This window comes from Streptomyces sp. BBFR25, from assembly GCF_044590125.1.
Lineage (GTDB): Bacteria > Actinomycetota > Actinomycetes > Streptomycetales > Streptomycetaceae > Streptomyces > Streptomyces canus_D.
The window spans coordinates 8,092,655-8,109,371 of record NZ_CP172447.1 but is presented as its reverse complement, the minus strand read 5'-3'; the positions used below and the strand labels follow the sequence as shown (position 1 = coordinate 8,109,371).

The window sequence follows — 16,717 nt, the reverse complement described above, 5'->3', positions numbered from 1 at the left end:
GGACGTCCCGCACGTCGAGAACACCGGACTGGTGGGTTCATCGGACTGACGCCCCCTTAGGGTGATCCCATGTCTGCCGGATTGAGCGCCGCGAGAACCCGGGCCGCGCTGCGCACCAGCGCGCGCGTCTCGGGCGAGTTGCTGCTGATACTCGTCATGCTCGCCGTGACCCTGTGGGTCCTGGGCCGTATGTGGTCGGTGGTGTGGCCGCTGCTCGTCGGTCTCCTCCTGACCACCCTGACGTGGCCCCCGGCCCGCTTCCTGCGGCGGCACGGGTGGCGTCCGGCGCTGGCCGCCGCGGTGGTGACGGTGGGCTTCCTGCTGGTCGTCCTGGGCATCGTGGCACTGATCGCCGTGCCGATGTCCTCCCAGACCGACGAGTTGACCGACGGCGTGGTCGAGGGCATCCAGCGGCTGCGCGAGTGGGCCGCGGGACCGCCGCTGAACATCGGTGACGACGAGATCACCGGTGCGGTCGATTCGGCGGTGGCGCGCATCCAGGACAGCGTCGGCAGCATCACCACCGCGGTGGCGACGGGCGTGGGCGCGGTGGTCAACGGCCTGATCACCGCTGTCCTGGGCGTCTTCCTGATGTTCTTCTTCCTCAAGGACGGTCCGCGGTTCCTGCCCTGGCTGGCCCGCCAGTTGCCCGGCCGGCTGGCCACCGACGTCCCGGTCGTCGCGCTGCGCGGCTGGGAGACCCTGGGCTCGTTCGTCCGGTCGCAGGCCCTGGTGGGGCTGCTCGACGCCGTTTTCATCGGCCTCGGCCTGTGGATCCTGGGCGTGCCGCTGGTGCTGCCCCTGGCGGTCCTGACGTTCGTGTCCGCGTTCGTGCCCATCGTCGGCGCCCTGTTCGCGGGCTTCGTGGCCGTGCTGATCGCCCTGGTGTCGAACGGGCTGACGGATGCGCTCATCGTGCTCGCGATCATCGTGGTGGTGCAGCAGTTGGAGGGCAACGTCTTCCAGCCCATCATCCAAAGCCGCGGCCTCGGTCTGCACGCGGCGGTGGTCCTGCTGGCGGTGACGCTGGGCGGCACCCTGTCCGGGATCGTGGGCAGCCTGCTCGCCGTCCCCTTCGCCGCGCTGATCGCGGTGGTGTGGAACTACGTGCGCGAGCAGTTGGCCGAACCGCCCGAGGAAGCCGCGACCGCCGACGCCTGAGCCGACGGACGGGCCCCGTACGTGAAGGACGGGGCCCCTGGCGCGAATTGGCTCGCGGCCGGGCGGGCGGTGGTGTTGGCTGTCGGGCGTGGATCTCTTCAGCCGCTCCTGGTCGGCCCTGCTCGCCGCGGTCGCCGACCTGTCCGACGAGGACTTCGCCCGGCCGTCCGGCTGCACCGGCTGGCTCGTCCGGGACCTGGTCTGCCACCTGGTCATCGACGCCCAGGACGTCCTGATCACCCTGGCCACCCCGACCGCCGAGGAGCCGACGCGGGACGCGGTGACCTACTGGCGGGTCGTCGAGCCCCCGACCGGGGACGACCCGCTCGACGCGCTGATCGTCCGCCTGGCCGCCGCCTACGAGCAGCCGGGGCTGCTCGCGTTCCATCTCGACGACGTCGGTTCCGCCGCCGGCCGCGCCGCGGCGCTCGCGGACCCCACCAGTCGGGTCGGCACCCAGGACCAGGTGCTCACCGCGGGCGACTACCTCTCGGCGTACGTCCTGGAATGGTCCCTGCACCATCTCGACCTGGTCGCGCACCTCCCGGAGGCGGCGGCACCGCCCGCGGCGGGGCTCAGGTACGCGCGGGAGCTGCTGGAGGGGGTCGTCGGTACGGCGTTCCCCGCGTCGTTCACCGACCGGGACGCGCTGCTGATCGGTACCGGGCGGCGGGCACCGACCGCGACGCAGACGGCCGCGCTGGGCGAGTTGGCGGACCGGCTCCCCTTCCCGGTCGGCTGACCGGCGCGTGCGGCCCCGGCGGCCGACGGGTCGTCCGATCGGACGACCGGGCAGTCGTCCGTCCGGCAGGACCGAGGGAGCCGGAGCGTCGACCCGGGTCCGTGCTCCGCGGGCCCAAGCTGGAGGCACACGTCCCCGACACCGCGGAGCTGTCCCACCATGACCGCCAAGCCACCCACCCCCGCCGACCTCGCCCTGTCGGACGCCGTTCGCCGCGGTGACGCCGACGCCGTCCGGGCGGCGCTGCGGGCCGGTGCCGACCGGGAACTGCGCGACGAACAGGGCCGCACGCCGCTGCTGCTGGCGGCCCTGGCCGACCGGGTCGCGGTCGCCGAGGCACTGGTCGCGCAGGGTGCGGACGTCAACGCGCAGGACGCCCGTCACGACAGCGCGTGGCTGGTCACCGGGGTCACGGGCAGCGTCGCGATGATGCGGGCGCTGCTGCCCGGCGGTCCGGACGTCACGCTGACCAACCGCTTCGGCGGCGTCTCGGTCATCCCGGCGAGCGAACGCGGCCACGCGGCCTACGTACGGGCGGTGCTCGCGGAGACGGACATGGACGTCGACCACGTCAACCGGCTCGGCTGGACGGCGCTCCTCGAAGCGGTCGTCCTCGGCGACGGCGACCGCGCGCACCAGGACGTCGTGGCGGCCCTGCTCGCCGCGGGCGCCGACCCCTCGCTGCCGGACGGCGACGGTGTCACGGCCCGCGCCCATGCCGAGCGCAGGGGCTTCGAGGCCATCGCGGGCCTGCTGCGGCGGGCCGAGTCGCACGCCGGAGACGGCGTGCGCGAAGAGGGTGGGCGGCGGTGAACCGGCGTCGTCCCGCGGGCCGCCTCGCCGCGCTGGCCGCCGTCACCGCGACGCTGGCCGGATGCGCCCCGGACGGCGGTGGCGACGGGGACGCGTCACCGGTGCCCGCCCCGCCCGCCAGCACCGCCTCGCGTACGCCGTCCGACTCCGGCGGCCCATCCGCACGCACGCCGGAAGGCACCCTGCTGGTCACGGACTTCGGCGCGGACACCGTCACCTTCGTCGACCCCGCCGGGCGGGGCGGGGCGGCCGACCTGGGCTCGGTGCGGGTCGGGACGGCGCCGTACGGGATCGCCCTGGGCGAGGACGGCACGGCCTGGGTGGCGACCGCGGAGGGGGTGGCCGCCGTGGACACCCGCACCCGCGAGCGCACCGCCCTCATCCCGTACCGGACGGACACGGGCCCCGTGACGAGTGGCGAGTACCGGGGCGGCGGCATGGGCATCGCCCTGTCCCCCGACGGCAGCCGTGTCTACGTCGGGGTCAACGTCCCCGGCGGCGAGGGCACGCTGGAGGTCCTCGACACCGGGCGACGGCGGGTGACGGAGGTCGTGCCGGTCGGTCGCCGCCCCTTCGACGTCGACGTCTCGCGCGACGGGCGGCACGTCTACGCGACGAACCACGACTCGTTCGACGTGAGCGTCGTCGACACCGGCGACTGGACGACGCGCCGCATCGAGGTGGCCCCGTACGGCACCGAGGGCGGCCTCGGCTCCTGGCTCAAGCCGCACTACACCGCCGTACGCCCCTCCGACGGAGCGCTGCTGCTGCCGTTCGAGGGCGAGCGCCTGGCGGTGGTCGACCCCGGCACCGGGCGGGTCCGGATCGAGGAGATGACCGCCAACACCCACCAGCACGGCGTCACGGCGGGTGCCGACGGCACGCTCTACGTGGTGGGCACCGGCCCGATCGACCCGTCCGAGGACGACGGCCCGTCCCTGACCGTCCGCACGCCCGGCGGCGGCGAGCGGGTCATCCCCCTGGACGGCCCGCACGAGACCGTCGCCCTCTCGGCCGACGGCGGCACCGCCTACGTCTCGGGCGGCTTCACCCGCGACGGCTACTGGAACGGCCTGAGCGTCGTCGACACCGCCACAGGCCGGGTGACACGGCTCCCGGTGGGCGAGCGGCCCCTGGCCGTCGCGGTCCTCGGCGGCAAGGGGCCGGGCGGCGGGTGAGCCTCCGGGGCCGGTCCCGGGAGGGCGGGCCGAGCCCGGCATGACAGTGCCTGCCCTCGCGTAGACTCCGCGGCATGGGTCGATGGGAGCCGAACGCGCGCGGCCGCCTGGAGCAGGCGGCACTGGAGCTGTACGTGGAGCGCGGCTACGAACAGACTCCGGTGGCCGAGATCACCAAGCGGGCGGGGCTGACGGAGCGGACGTTCTTCCGGCACTTCGCCGACAAGCGGGAGGTCCTCTTCGGCGGTTCCGGCAGGCTGGAGGAGCTGTGCGTGGGCGCCGTCGCGGCGGCGCCCTCGTCGGCGACGCCGATGGAGGCGGTGGCCGGGGCCCTGGACGCCGCGGCGGGCGTCTTCGAGGAGCGCGGCGATCTGGTCCGCCTGCGGCAGGGCGTCATCGACGCCAACGCCGAGCTGCGGGAGCGGGAGCTGACCAAGCTCGCGTCCCTGTCCGGTGCCCTCGCCGACGCGCTGCGTGCGCGCGGCGTGGACGACCTGACGGCGCGGCTGACCGCCGAGGCGGCGATCGCCGTGCTCAAGGTCGCCTTCGGGCGCTGGATCGACGAGGGGCAGGAGCCACCGCTGCGGCCCCTGCTCGCCGAGTGCTTCGACGTCCTGCGCACGGCGTCCGCACGGGGCGCGGTCGACGCCGGCTAGCCACCCGCCGAGGCGGAGGGCCCGGGCATCGGGCCCCGGCAGGTCACCGGCCGGCGTCCGCGCCACGGCGGCGCCCCGGGAGCCTCGGCCAACCGGTGTACAGAAAAGGGCGGTTGCGACGTAGGTTGTGGTCAAGCACCCACGCCTCGGCTGAAAGACGGACCGCACCCATGAGCGACCCCTCGACGACTCCCGGCACCGCCGCGCAGCAGAAGATCGACACGTCCGTGCCGCACTCGGCCCGGATCTGGAACTACTGGCTGGGCGGGAAGGACAACTACCCGGTCGACGAGCAGGCCGGGGACGCGTACACCGCCGTCTTCCCCGGCATCGTCACCGTCGCCCGCAGCAGCCGCGCGTTCCTGCGCCGCAACATCACCCACCTGGTCGCCGAGGCGGGCATCCGGCAGTTCCTGGACATCGGCACCGGACTGCCGACCGCCGACAACACCCACGAGGTCGCCCAGCGCATCGCGCCCGAGAGCCGGATCGTCTACGTCGACAACGACCCGATGGTCCTCGCCCACGCCCGTGCGCTGCTGTACTCCACCCCCGAGGGCGCAACCGCGTACATCGACTCCGACGTGCTCGACCCCGACACCGTCCTCGCGGCGGCCGCCGAGACGCTGGACTTCGACAAGCCCATCGCGCTGATCCTCAGCAACATCCTGGGCCACATCGCCGACTACGACCGGGCGCGTTCCGTCGCCGCCCGGCTCGTCGACGCCCTGCCGTCCGGCAGCTACCTCTCGATCAACGACGGCTCGCGCGGCATCGACCCGGAGTTCGACCGGGCCCAGGACGCCTACAACGAGAGCGGTGCCGCGCCGTACATCCTGCGCACCGTCGACCAGATCACGGCGTTCTTCGACGGTCTCGAACTGGTGGAGCCCGGCGTGGTCCCGGTGACCCAGTGGCGTCCGGACACGGACGCCGACGACCCGAGGCTCATCGGCGAACACGGCGGGCTCGCCCGCAAGCCGTGACGTCCCCGCCCACGCCGGACCGAGAGGAACCCGCACCATGTCCGCATGGCCGTTGCCCGAGTCGTTCACCAGCGGTTCGGGCACCGTCCGCTGGAACCGGCTGGGCGCCCCGGACGGCCGCCCGCTGGTCCTGCTGCACGGCACGCCCTTCTCCTCGTACGTCTGGCGCGCGGTGGCCCGCTCACTGGGGCGCGACCACCAGGTGTTCGTCTGGGACATGCCGGGCTACGGGCAGTCGGAGAAGGGCGCCGGGCAGGACGTGTCCCTGGCCGCGCAGGGCCGGGTCTTCACGGAGCTGCTGGACCACTGGGGGCTGGCGGAGCCCCTCGTGGCCGCGCACGACTTCGGCGGTGCCGTCGCCCTGCGCGCCCATCTGCTGCACGGCGCCCGGTACGGGGCGCTCGCCCTGGTCGACCCGGTCGCGCTGGCGCCCTGGGGGTCGCCGTTCTTCCGCCTGGTCCGCGACCACGCCGAGGTCTTCGAGCAGCTGCCCGAGACGCTGCACCGGGCGCTGGTGCGCGAGTACATCGGGTCCACCGGCGGCCCGGGACCGCACCCGGCGGTCCTGGACCGGCTGGTGGAACCCTGGCTCGGCGAAACAGGTCGGCCGGCCTTCTATCGGCAGATCGCCCAGGCGGACCAGCGGTACACCGACGAGATGCAGGACCGTTATGCCGGGATCGACCTCCCGACGCTGATCTGCTGGGGCGAGGAGGACGCCTGGATCCCCGTGGCCAAGGGACGCGAACTGGCCGGTCTGGTCCCCGGCGCCCGCTGGGAGCCGATCGCCCACGCGGGCCATCTGGTCCAGGAGGACGCGCCCGCCGAGCTGACGGCCGCCCTGCTCGGCTTCTTCCGCGGCGTGCGCTGACGGCCTCCCGTCCCGCGGGACGACATGCCACAGGGCGGGGCCCCGGGGAAACGAGCGCTTCCCCCGGGCCCCGCCCTGTTCGGCGATCTCCCGATCAGGCGGGGGTGATGTTCTCCGCCTGCGGGCCCTTCTGGCCCTGGGTGATGTCGAAGGTCACGGCCTGGCCTTCCTGCAGCTCGCGGTAGCCCTGAGCGTTGATGTTGGAGTAGTGCGCGAAGACGTCGGGGCCGCCGCCGTCCTGCGCGATGAAGCCGAAGCCCTTTTCAGAGTTGAACCACTTGACAGTTCCGCTGGCCATGCCTTTTGCCTTTCAGCCGTTATCGGATCCGCACCGCGCGAACCCGGAGGTGGTCGTCCTGGTCCTCCGGCATTGCACAGCAAACCGCCCGCACTCCGGCGCGGGCGGTCTGGGCGAACCACGACATCTGCTGCTGACGCTACACGGCATGTCCGAGCCCCACCAGTGAGTAAGGGGTGTGAGCGGGAACCTTGTTGCCGACCTGAGCCCTCGGCCGCCGCCGCGCGGGTCCCCACTGCGCCATCCGGGGGAGACGGCGAGGCGGCCGCACGCGCCGGTTCCGGAAGTGGTCTAGCTATGAAGAGTCCACCCACGGAGTCGGAGATCGATATGACCGTCAGGAAAGCGCTGGCCCTGGTGATCGGCGCTGTCATGTGCACCGGCGTGCTGGCCACCGGCTGCACCCGGGAGCCCGCGGGCGCCTCTTCGCAGGACGCCCACGCACCCGGGAGTTCCACGGCCCCGCGCCCCGCTCCCCCGCGTTCCTTCCCCCGCCCCCTGCCCGGGGTCGGTCCGGTCCTGCGGGAGCGTCTCCCGGACGGCACCCGGCAGGCCCTGGTGGTCACCGGCGAGGACGAGGACTCGTCGCAGGCCCGGGTGGTGCTCTACGAGCAGTACCCGGCCGAGGGATGGCGTGCGGTCGCCGGTCCCTGGCCCGCGCACAACGGCCTGCGCGGCTGGACCGACGACCACGAGGCGGGCGACCTGCACTCGCCCATCGGCGTCTTCGGCCTCAGTGACGCGGGAGGCCGGCTGCCCGACCCGGGCACCCGGCTCCCCTACGACGAGGACCCGGAGTTCTCCGTGTCGGGCACGGGGTACCTGGGCGAGCCCCTGGAGGGGTCGTTCGACTACGTGATCGCCATCGACTACAACCGGGTGCCCGGCACCACCCCGCTGGACAAGACCCGCCCCATGGGCGAGGACAAGGGCGGCGGGGTCTGGATCCACGTGGACCACGACGGACCGACCAACGCCTGCGTGTCCCTGAGCGAGGAGCACATGCGCGCGTTGCTGACCGCCCTGGACCCGGACAAGGAGCCGGTCGTCGTCATGGGCCCGAAGGAGGTCCTGGTGCGGTAGGGCGCTCGGGGGACGCCCGCCGTACGGCAGGCCGGTCCGCGTGCCGTGCTCAGCCGACCGGCGGCATGTCGGTGGGCGTCGAGTCCAGGCCGGGCCTGCGCTCGCGCCAGGCGCCCCGGGTGAAGTCCGGGATTTCGACGGGGCGGCCGCCCCGGGCCAGCGAGGTGACGCTGAGCGGGACGGGCGAGCACCAGGCGGCCGAGTCGTAGACGTCGATGTCCGGCACCAGTCCCGCGCGCATCAGCTGGACGGTGCGCCACTGCAGGACGTAGTCCATGCCGCCGTGGCCGCCGTTGTTCGCGGCGTCGTCTCCGACCTTCTGCCACAGCCAGTGGTCGTACTCCTTGCGGTAGCCCTCGAAGTCGCGCCAGGTGTGGCCGCTGTGGTCCGGCTCGACGTAGATGCGGGCGCCGGTCGGGGCGGGCCCCGCGTAGTCCTCGACGATGCCGCGGCTGCCCGCGAGGGTGTTGATCCGGCTGTAGGGCCGGGGCGAACTCACGTCGTGCTCCGCCCGGATCGTCCTGCCCCTGGCCGTTTCGATCATGCAGGTGACCAGGTCACCGTTGATGTAGGTCTCCTTCCAGGACGGGTGGTCCCGCGGGACGAAGCGGGCCCGGTAGTCGGCCAGCCCCTTCGGGGCCGTCGCGGTGGCGCGCAGGGTCGTCATGCGGTCGCCGCGGTTGACGTCCATGGCCGCCGCGATCGGGGCGAGACCGTGCATGGGGTAGAAGGAGGCGGTGCTGCGGGTGTGCCACAGCCGCCGCCAGGAGTCGGTGTAGTAGGTGTCCGAGAAGAGGAGTTCGCGCAGGTCGTGGAGGTAGCCGCCGTGGCCGTTGGTGAGGTCTCCGAACAGGCCGTCGTGCGCCGCCTTCAGCATGGCCAGTTCGTTGCGGCCGTAGTTGCAGTTCTCGGACAGGAGCAGGTGTCTGCGGGTGCGCTCGGAGGTGTCGACGAGGTCCCACAGCTGGCGCAGTTCCGTCGCGATGGGGAGTTCCACCACGGCGTGCCTGCCGCTGAGGAGCGCGGCCCGGCCGTGCTCGTGGTGGAACTCCCAGGGCGTGGCGACGTACACGAGATCGATGTCGTCGCGGCGGAGCATGTGGGCGTAGGAGTCGGCGGAGCCGCCGTACTCGGCGGGGCGCGGGTTGCCCTTGCTCTCCAGTCGGTCGGCGGCGCGCTTGGCCCGGTCGGCGCGGATGTCGCAGACGGCGGTCACGGTGCAGCCGGGCACGGCCGCCCAGCCGGTGATCATGCCGCCGCCCCGGTTGCCGAGGCCGATGACCGCGACGCGGACGGTCCGGTGGGCGGCGAAGGGCACGCCGATCATCGACTTCTGGCCGGGCCTGCGGCGGGGCGCCTGCTCGGCCGCCGCCGACACGGACGGGGCTGCGGCTCCGATTCCGGCCGCGAGGGCGCCACTGGCGGCGGCGGAGCCCAGGAGCAGTCGGCGTGAGACAGCGGGCGTTTCGGACATGACGGCAACACTCCTCGTGGCGGTTCGCATCACGGTCGGGGCGCGGTCGGGCAACGTCGGGCTGTCGAACAGTTTCGGGGCATGACTCTGCGGGCTCAGCCGAGACATGTCAATACATGCTCGATACAAAGCCGTTCCGAGCATCTCCGCGCACCCGTGGTGCCGCTACATCCCGTCCTGCACCACCCCGCGCGTGGAGAGCGTGACGGGGTCCTTGGTGGTGAAGTCGCCCGGCGGGATGCCCGGATGGTGGCCCTCGTCCGGCGGCGGTGTCTGGTCGCGCGGGCCCAGGGTGAGGCGGGAGACGATCCGGTAGCGGTCGCCCCGGTACAGGGAGTGCACGTACTCGACGGGCCGGCCCCGGGTGTCGGTGGTCAGGCGCTCGAAGAGGAGTGCCGGGGAGAGTTCGGGGACGTCGAGCAGGTCGGCCTCGGCGCGGGTGACCACGGTGGGTTCGATGGACTGCACGGCCTCGCTGACCCGGACGTCGTGCCGCTCGCCCAGGTGCTCGTAGAGGTCGCCCTGTTCCAGTTCCTCACTGGTCAGGTCCGAGACGAGGTCGGCGGGCACGTGCAGGTACTCGATGGCCATGGGCGAGCCGTCGACCAGCCGCAGGCGTGCCACGTAGTGGATCCGCGCCGCGGGCGACATGCGCAGCTTGCGGCCCACCCGGGCGCCCGCGGGCAGGGTGCTGACCTCCAGGACCCTGCTGGTCCAGGCGCCGGCGGCCTGCGGGAGGGTGAAGGCCCGGCGGTCGGAGACCAGTTCCTGGGTGATCTTCTCGGCGGCGACGAACATGCCCCGGCCGTGCTCGCGCACCAGCAGTCCGGCGACCACCAGTTCGTCGATTGCGGCACGCAACGTGGGCCTTGACACGCCGAGTTCGGCGCACAGGGTGCGCTCCGAGGGGATCGCGTCTCCCGGGCGCCGGTCCTCGATGAGTTCCAGGACGGCGTCGCGGACGCGCTCCCGCTTGAGCACCGCACCGGAGGCGGCGGCGTCGATCTCCATGCAGTACTCCCGTGACTGGTCTGCTGGTCAGCCGAGCTTACCTGTCCACCTCGGGCGCGAACCAGCCACTCCCTGGGTTCGACCGGCCGAAAACCCGTGCATACGTGAGGGGTTGACGCCCTCATTGGTCCATGCCACCTTCGACCAACGCCGACTGGTAAGTCCAGCGCCCCTTACTGGTCAACTGCGGGTGTGTCCTCCCTTCCAGCTCTCCCAGAGGTGAACCGTGAAGTACCGTTCGCTCGCCCTGCTCTCCACGCTGGTGCTCAGTGCCGGGCTCGCCGCCTGCTCCTCGTCCGGCGGCACCGCCGACGGCGCCGGGGACGGCAGGACCGCCCTCGACGTCTGGCTCATGCGTGACAGTGTCTCGGCCCGGTTCCAGAAGGAGTTCGAGACCGGCTTCGAGAAGGCCCACCCCGACATCGACGTGAAGATCCAGATCCAGGAGTGGGAGGGCATAGGCGAGAAGGTGACCGCCGCCCTGGCCAGCAACGACGCCCCGGACGTCGTGGAGGTCGGCAACACCCAGGTCGCCCAGTACGCCCAGAGCGGCGGCCTCACCGACTTCTCGGACCGCGTCGGGGAACTGGGCGGCGGCGACTGGCTGGACGGGCTCGCGGAGCCCGGATCGTACGAGGGCAAGCAGTACGGCATCCCCTACTACGCGGCCAACCGGGTCGTCATCCACCGCACCGACCTGTTCGACAAGGCCGGGATCGATCCGGAGCGGATCAGGACCAGGGACCAGTGGATCGCCGCCACCCGCAAGCTCAACGCGGGCGGGACCCAGGGCATCTACCTGCCGGGGCAGAACTGGTACGTGCTGTCCGGCTTCGTCTGGGACGAGGGCGGCGACCTGGCCGTGAAGTCCGGCGACGGGTGGAAGGGCGGCCTCGACAGCCCCGGGGCACTGCGGGCCATGGACTTCTACCGGCGTCTCCAGGCCCTCGGCAAGGGCCCCAAGGACTCGGACGAGGCCCAGCCGCCGCAGGCCGAGGTGATGGCGAAGGGCCAGGTCGCCCAGATCATCGCCGTGCCGGGCGGGGCCAAGGTCATCGAGGAGAAGAACCCGGAACTCAAGGGAAAGCTCGGCTTCTTCCCGATCCCCGGCAAGACCGCCGAACGCCCGGGCGCCGTGTTCACCGGCGGTTCCGACCTGGTCGTCCCGGCCGTCGCCGCCCACCAGGAGGAGGCGTTCGCCTTCATCCGCGAACTGACCGGTGACGCCTGGCAGAAGAAGCTCGCCGTCGCCATGAGCTACGTACCGAACAAGACCACCCTGGCGGGCGTCGTCGCCGACGACCCGGGCACCGCGGCCATGGCGGCCGGCGCCGCGAACGGACACGCCACGCCCAACACCCCCCAGTGGGCGGCGGTCGAGGCCAAGAACCCGATCAAGGAGTACATGACGGCCGTGCTCACCGGCGAGGACGCGAAGTCCGCGGCGGCCGAGGCCTCCCGGACCATCACCGAGACGCTGGGCAGCGACTCCTGACCGCCGCCGTCCCCGACACCACGAGACCAGGAGGCGACGTGCCGACCGTCCGTGAGCGGAGCGTGCCGCGCGGCGCCGCGGGCCGCGGGAGCCTGTGGCCGTACCTGCTGGTGGCCCCCGCCGTGCTGGGCATGCTGTACCTGCTGCTCTATCCGCTGGCCCGCGCCGTGCTCATCTCCTTCCAGGACTTCCGGCTGCGTCAGCTCATCCTGGGGGACGCCGACTTCGTCGGACTGCGCAACTACCGCACGCTGCTCGGCGACCCGGAGTTCTGGGAGGTGGTGCGCCGGACCTTCGTGTTCATGGCGGTCAACGTCGTCGCGATTATGGTGCTCGCCACCTTGGTCGCGCTGATGGCCGAGCGGCTCGGGCGGGTGACCAGGACCGTGGTCCTCAGCTCCCTGGTCCTGGTCTGGGCGGTACCGGTGGTCGCGGCCACCACCGTGTTCCAGTGGCTGTTCCACTCCGAGTTCGGCATCGTCAACGAGACCCTCACCGGGCTCGGGTTCGCGTCGTACGAGGGCTATCCCTGGTTCGCGCACGGCGGGGCCGCGTTCGGCATCGTGGTGGTGCTGATCGTCTGGCAGTCGGTGCCGTTCGCCGCGATCACGCTCTACTCGGCGTTGGTCACGGTGCCGGCCGAACTGTACGAGTCGGCCCGCATCGACGGCGCGGGGGCCGTCCGCGTCTTCCGTTCCGTCACCTTCCCGCTGATCCGGCCGATCTTCATGCTGGTCCTGTCCCTCGAAGTGATCTGGACGTTCAAGGCGTTCGTGCAGATCTGGGTGATGACCCGCGGCGGCCCGGGCGAGGCCACCACCATCCTGCCGGTGTACGCCGTGCAGACCGCGCTGGCACACCAGCGCTACGACCTGGGCTCCGCCGCCTCGATGCTCACGGTCCTGCTGATGAGCGGCGTCCTGGTCCTCTACTTCCGCCAACTGTTCCGTCAGGAGGGCGAGCAGCCGTGAGCACCCCGCGTTCCCGTCCCCCGGTGCGCCGTGCGCTGCGCCGCCTCCCGCTGAACGCCGCCGCCGCGCTCACCGTGGTGGTCTGTCTGTTCCCCGTGTACTGGATGGTCACCACCGCGTTCAAACCGTCGACGGACATCCAGTCCTACAACCCGCGGCTGGTGCCCGGCGCCTGGACGTTCGAGCACTTCCAGAAGGCGGTCGGCGCCGACGGCTTCGCGCTGTTCTGGCGCAACAGCCTCCTGGTCACCCTCAGTGCCGTCCTGCTCGCCCTGCTGGTCGCCCTGGGCGCGGCCTACGCCGTGGCCCGCATGCGCTGGCGCGGGCGGCGGCAGTTCATGCTCGCGGTGTTCGTCGCGCAGATGGCGCCCTGGGAGTCACTGATCATCCCGATCTACATCATCTCCCGCGACACCGGGATGCTCGACCGGCTGCCGACCCTGACCCTGATCTACTTCATGATCACGCTGCCGTTCACGGTGGTCGTGCTGCGCGGCTTCATCGCGGGCATCCCGCCGGAGCTGGAGGAGGCGGCACAGGTCGACGGCTGCACCCGGGCCATGGCGTTCCGCAAGGTCGCGTTCCCGCTGCTGGCGCCCGGTCTCATGGCCACCTCGCTGTTCGGCTTCATCACCGCCTGGAACGAGTTCACCTACGCCAACTTCCTCATCATCAAGCAGCAGGACAGCCGCACGCTCCCGGTGTGGCTCTCCTCGTTCCAGTCGACCTTCGGCACCGACTGGGGGGCCACGATGGCGGCCTCCACGCTCTTCGCACTTCCCGCGCTGATCATCTTCCTCGCCCTGCAACGGCATGTGACGGCCGGGCTGGCCTCGGGAGGCGTCAAGGGCTGACCGGGCCCGCCGTTCCTGCCTCGCGCCGCCCCTGCTTCCCCGTCACCGCCGCGCACCGCCGACCATCGGAGTCGCCCCGTGGACCTGCCACGCCCCGAACTGGCCCTCGTTCCCCGCCCCCGCCGTCTGTCCGCCCGCTCCGGCCGCTTCCGCCTCGACGGCACGACCCGGCTGCGGGTCACCCCGGGGGCCGGTGCGGCCGCGACCCTGCTGCGCACGCTGCTCGCCCCGGCCACCGGACTGCGCCTGGACTCCGCGACCGACGGAACCTTCGTGCTCGCCCTCGACCCGGCGCTGACCGGCCTCGGCGAGGAGGGGTACGGCCTGACCGTCAGTCCCCAGGGCGTCCTGCTCCGGGCCGCCCGCCCGGCCGGGCTGCTGCGCGGAGTGCAGACGGTGCGGCAACTCCTGCCCTACGACGCGCTGTCGGGGCGGCCGGTGCGCGGGGTGCCGTGGGAGCTGCCCGCGGTGGAGATCACCGACGTGCCCCGCCACGCCTGGCGCGGCTCCATGCTCGACGTGGCCCGGCACTTCCAGCCGGTGTCGTATCTGCGGCGCTACGTCGACCTGCTGGCGCTGCACAAGCTGAACGTCCTCCACCTCCACCTCACCGACGACCAGGGCTGGCGGATGCCGGTGGCCGCCCACCCCCGGCTCACCGAGGTCGGCGGCCGGCGCGCGGAGTCGATGGTGGGCCCGGCGGGCAGCGACCGGTTCGACGGCGTGCCGCACGGCGGCGCCTACACCCGTGCGGAGATGCGGGGCCTGGTCGCGTACGCGGCGGAGCGCGGGGTGAGCGTCCTGCCGGAGACCGGTGTGCCGGGGCACGTCCGCGCCGCGCTGGCCGCGTACCCCGAGCTGGGCACCGACCCCACCCGCCGACTGGACGTGTGGACGCGCTGGGGGGTGTGCGAGAACGTGCTGGGCACCGGCGAGAACGTCCTGGACTTCTTCCGCACCGTCCTGGACGAGGTGATGGACGTCTTCCCCTCCCCGTACGTGCACCTCGGCGGGGACGAGGTGCCCACCACGGAGTGGGAGCTGAGCCCGGCGGCGCGGGCCCGTGCCGCCCGTGAGGGGCTGGCGGGGCCCCGTGCGCTGCACCCCTGGTTCATCGCGCGGCTGTCCGAGCACCTGGTGCGCGCCGGACGCAGGCCGGTGGTCTGGGCCGAGAGCGGTGTCGCCCTCCCGCTGGACTGCACGGTGATGAGCTGGCGGGAACCGGCGCACGCCCGGGCGGCGGCCCTGCGCGGTCACCAGGTCGTGCACGCCGACCACCGCGCGGCCTACTTCGACTACCCGCGCACCGCGAGTCCCGGCGAGCCGCCCGCCCAGCCCGGCGGCGTCGTCGACCTGCGCGCCGTCCACGACATGGACCTCGCGCCACCGACGCGGGAGGCGGCGTCCCGGGTGCTGGGCGCCCAGGGGCAGTTGTGGACGGAGTTCGTGCGCACCCCCGAACACATCGAGTACCTCACCTTCCCGCGCCTGTGCGCACTCGCCGAGCGGGTCTGGGACGGCACGTCCGGCTGGCGGGACTTCACCGCCCGGCTGGCCGGGCACCGCGCCCGCCTGGACGCCCTGGACGTCCCGCACGCCGACCCGCCGGCCGGGCTCCTCCCCTCGTCGTTCCCCCACACCGCGCACCACCCACCGACGCTCCCGCACAGGCGGGAGCCGTGCCGAAAGGACCCCGCATGAGAAACCGACCCGCCGTCGGCCGCGCCCGCCTGGCGCTCGCCCTGTCCGTCCTCCTGGGCGGCGGTGCGCTGACCGCCCTCCCCGCCCAGGCCGCTCCCGCCGCCGACGGTCTCACCGTCCAGTACCGCACCAGCGCGAGCGGAGCCACCGCGGACCAGACAGAGCCCTGGTTCAAGGTCCGCAACACCGGCTCGTCCACCGTGCAGCTGAGCCAGGTGAAGATCCGCTACTACTTCAAGGCGGACTCCCCGAACGCCTCCTACCGCTTCGCGTGCTCCTGGGCGGTGCGCGGCTGCGCCGCCGTCACCGGCACGTTCGGCACCCTGAGCAACCCGACCGCGACGGCCGACCGCTACCTGGAGGTCGGCTTCACGGCGGCGGCCGGCACCCTGGCCCCCGGCGCGGACACCGGTGACCTGCAACTGCGCTTCCACCAGAGCAACTGGCAGCCGCTGCGGCAGAGCGACGACTACTCCTTCGACGGCGCCCGGACCGCGTACGCGAACTGGGACAAGGTCACCGCCCAGCTGGCCGGTGCCACCGTCTGGGGCGCGGCTCCCGAGGGCAACGACCCCACCGACCCGACGGACCCGACCGACCCGCCCGGCGGCGGTGAGACCCTCTTCGACGACTTCGACTACGGCGCGCACACGGATCCCGCGATCCAGGCCCACGGCTGGAGCGTGCGCTCCAACTCCGGCGGGCCCGGCGTCCCCGGCGCCACCTGGGACCCGTCGAAGGTCACCTTCGTCTCCGCGGGCGGCAATACGGTGATGAACCTGGAGACCTCCACGGCCGGGACCGGCGCGTCCACCACGCACACCGAGGTCCTGACCAAGTCGATGAAGTTCAAGGAGGGCACGTACGCCGCGCGGGTCAAGTTCGCCGACACGCCCAAGTCCGGGCCCGACGGGGACCACCTGGTGCAGACCTTCTTCACCATCAACGACCTCAAGGCGCCGATGGCCGACGACTACGCCGAGTACGACTTCGAGTACCTGCCGAACGGCGGGTGGGGCGAACCGTCGAACATCCTCTACACGACCTCCTGGGAAACCTACAACCCGGACCCCTGGCAGGCCGTCAACCAGCACTCCGAGCAGCGCAGCAGCCACGCCGGCTGGCACGACCTGGTGGTGACGATCGACGACAGCGCCATCACCTACTACGTGGACGGGCAGTTGTTCGGCACGCACGACGCGCAGTACCTGCCCGAGCGGCCGATGTCGATCAACTTCAACCAGTGGCTGATCGACCTGACCGGCCAGACCTCGACGACACCGCGCGCCTACGACCAGCAGGTCGACTACGTGCTGCACGTCAAGGACCAGGTGCTCACCCCGGCCGCGGTGGCCGCGAAGGTCGCCGGGTACCGCGCCGCCGGTACCGGCTTCGTGGACGAGGTGCCCGCCCCGTGACCCCT

At 72.4% G+C, this 16,717-nt stretch carries 16 protein-coding genes; 13 read left to right on the top strand and 3 right to left on the bottom strand.

Translation table 11 applies throughout. The annotated features are described in order from the left end of the window. Positions 1 to 69: 69 nt before the first annotated feature. The 7 genes from ACGH52_RS36395 to ACGH52_RS36365 all read left to right on the top strand — a co-directional run bounded on the left by ACGH52_RS36395 (position 70) and on the right by ACGH52_RS36365 (position 6,407). Complete coding sequence (locus tag ACGH52_RS36395; protein ID WP_399945710.1) at positions 70 to 1,161, top strand: AI-2E family transporter; 1,092 nt, start codon at positions 70 to 72, stop codon at positions 1,159 to 1,161. Between the two features lie 88 nt (positions 1,162 to 1,249). Continuing rightward, entirely contained in the window at positions 1,250 to 1,903 is a 654-nt protein-coding gene (locus ACGH52_RS36390) for a maleylpyruvate isomerase N-terminal domain-containing protein (RefSeq protein WP_399945707.1), read from the top strand. A 159-nt stretch (positions 1,904 to 2,062) separates the two neighbouring features. Then, positions 2,063 to 2,716 (top strand): ankyrin repeat domain-containing protein, encoded by a 654-nt coding sequence (locus ACGH52_RS36385; protein WP_399945704.1) that lies wholly within the window; start codon positions 2,063 to 2,065, stop codon positions 2,714 to 2,716. Then, entirely contained in the window at positions 2,713 to 3,894 is a 1,182-nt protein-coding gene (locus ACGH52_RS36380; protein WP_399945701.1) for a YncE family protein, read from the top strand. Before ACGH52_RS36385 ends, ACGH52_RS36380 begins: the two co-directional genes overlap by 4 nt. Before the next feature lie 74 nt (positions 3,895 to 3,968). Next, a complete protein-coding gene (locus ACGH52_RS36375; RefSeq protein WP_210975270.1) occupies positions 3,969 to 4,550 on the top strand; it encodes a TetR/AcrR family transcriptional regulator in 582 nt (193 codons plus the stop codon). A gap of 170 nt (positions 4,551 to 4,720) precedes the next feature. Further along, positions 4,721 to 5,536: an SAM-dependent methyltransferase gene (locus ACGH52_RS36370; RefSeq protein ID WP_399945697.1), complete on the top strand. Its 816-nt coding sequence runs from the start codon at positions 4,721 to 4,723 to the stop codon at positions 5,534 to 5,536. A gap of 37 nt (positions 5,537 to 5,573) precedes the next feature. Continuing rightward, positions 5,574 to 6,407: an alpha/beta fold hydrolase gene (locus tag ACGH52_RS36365; protein WP_399945694.1), complete on the top strand. Its 834-nt coding sequence runs from the start codon at positions 5,574 to 5,576 to the stop codon at positions 6,405 to 6,407. Positions 6,408 to 6,501: 94 nt separating this feature from the next. Here the strand turns inward: ACGH52_RS36365 and ACGH52_RS36360 are convergent, their stop codons facing one another. Continuing rightward, positions 6,502 to 6,705, bottom strand: coding sequence for a cold-shock protein (locus tag ACGH52_RS36360; RefSeq protein ID WP_003978336.1), 204 nt, complete (start codon positions 6,703 to 6,705; stop codon positions 6,502 to 6,504). Positions 6,706 to 7,035: 330 nt separating this feature from the next. Here ACGH52_RS36360 and ACGH52_RS36355 point away from each other — a divergent pair, with 330 nt between their 5' ends. After that, a complete protein-coding gene (locus ACGH52_RS36355; protein ID WP_399945691.1) occupies positions 7,036 to 7,788 on the top strand; it encodes a hypothetical protein in 753 nt (250 codons plus the stop codon). Positions 7,789 to 7,837: 49 nt separating this feature from the next. Here ACGH52_RS36355 and ACGH52_RS36350 read toward each other — a convergent pair whose 3' ends face one another. Both ACGH52_RS36350 and ACGH52_RS36345 read right to left on the bottom strand, forming a co-directional pair. Further along, positions 7,838 to 9,262, bottom strand: a complete 1,425-nt coding sequence (locus ACGH52_RS36350) for a Gfo/Idh/MocA family protein (protein WP_210975272.1) — start codon at positions 9,260 to 9,262, stop codon at positions 7,838 to 7,840. Between the two features lie 165 nt (positions 9,263 to 9,427). Further along, a complete protein-coding gene (locus tag ACGH52_RS36345) occupies positions 9,428 to 10,273 on the bottom strand; it encodes a GntR family transcriptional regulator (RefSeq protein ID WP_076972575.1) in 846 nt (281 codons plus the stop codon). A gap of 226 nt (positions 10,274 to 10,499) precedes the next feature. Between ACGH52_RS36345 and ACGH52_RS36340 the strand changes: the two genes are divergently transcribed. From ACGH52_RS36340 to ACGH52_RS36320, 5 genes are all read left to right on the top strand, one after another. Next, positions 10,500 to 11,768, top strand: coding sequence for an extracellular solute-binding protein (locus tag ACGH52_RS36340; RefSeq protein WP_399945687.1), 1,269 nt, complete (start codon positions 10,500 to 10,502; stop codon positions 11,766 to 11,768). Between the two features lie 38 nt (positions 11,769 to 11,806). After that, on the top strand, positions 11,807 to 12,739 hold the full coding sequence (locus ACGH52_RS36335) for a carbohydrate ABC transporter permease (protein ID WP_171986977.1): 933 nt from the start codon (positions 11,807 to 11,809) through the stop codon (positions 12,737 to 12,739). Further along, positions 12,736 to 13,593 carry a carbohydrate ABC transporter permease gene (locus ACGH52_RS36330; RefSeq protein WP_076972577.1) on the top strand — a complete coding sequence of 286 codons (858 nt, stop codon included), beginning with the start codon at positions 12,736 to 12,738 and terminating at the stop codon, positions 13,591 to 13,593. The genes ACGH52_RS36335 and ACGH52_RS36330 overlap by 4 nt, the downstream gene beginning before the upstream one ends. 78 nt (positions 13,594 to 13,671) lie before the next feature. Then, entirely contained in the window at positions 13,672 to 15,294 is a 1,623-nt protein-coding gene (locus ACGH52_RS36325; protein ID WP_399945683.1) for a beta-N-acetylhexosaminidase, read from the top strand. Further along, a complete protein-coding gene (locus ACGH52_RS36320; protein ID WP_399945680.1) occupies positions 15,291 to 16,712 on the top strand; it encodes a cellulose binding domain-containing protein in 1,422 nt (473 codons plus the stop codon). Before ACGH52_RS36325 ends, ACGH52_RS36320 begins: the two co-directional genes overlap by 4 nt. The last annotated feature ends 5 nt before the right edge of the window (positions 16,713 to 16,717 follow it).

Excerpts from the sequence above, each read along its gene's own strand:
- ACGH52_RS36385 (WP_399945704.1), top strand. The coding sequence starts at position 2,063 with ATGACCGCCAAGCCACCCACCCCCGCCGACCTCGCCCTGTCGGACGCC.
- ACGH52_RS36320 (WP_399945680.1), top strand. The coding sequence starts at position 15,291 with ATGAGAAACCGACCCGCCGTCGGCCGCGCCCGCCTGGCGCTCGCCCTG.
- ACGH52_RS36345 (WP_076972575.1), bottom strand. The coding sequence starts at position 10,273 with ATGGAGATCGACGCCGCCGCCTCCGGTGCGGTGCTCAAGCGGGAGCGC.
- ACGH52_RS36375 (WP_210975270.1), top strand. The coding sequence starts at position 3,969 with ATGGGTCGATGGGAGCCGAACGCGCGCGGCCGCCTGGAGCAGGCGGCA.
- ACGH52_RS36350 (WP_210975272.1), bottom strand. The coding sequence starts at position 9,262 with ATGTCCGAAACGCCCGCTGTCTCACGCCGACTGCTCCTGGGCTCCGCC.
- ACGH52_RS36365 (WP_399945694.1), top strand. The coding sequence starts at position 5,574 with ATGTCCGCATGGCCGTTGCCCGAGTCGTTCACCAGCGGTTCGGGCACC.
- ACGH52_RS36360 (WP_003978336.1), bottom strand. The coding sequence starts at position 6,705 with ATGGCCAGCGGAACTGTCAAGTGGTTCAACTCTGAAAAGGGCTTCGGC.
- ACGH52_RS36355 (WP_399945691.1), top strand. The coding sequence starts at position 7,036 with ATGACCGTCAGGAAAGCGCTGGCCCTGGTGATCGGCGCTGTCATGTGC.
- ACGH52_RS36395 (WP_399945710.1), top strand. The coding sequence starts at position 70 with ATGTCTGCCGGATTGAGCGCCGCGAGAACCCGGGCCGCGCTGCGCACC.
- ACGH52_RS36370 (WP_399945697.1), top strand. The coding sequence starts at position 4,721 with ATGAGCGACCCCTCGACGACTCCCGGCACCGCCGCGCAGCAGAAGATC.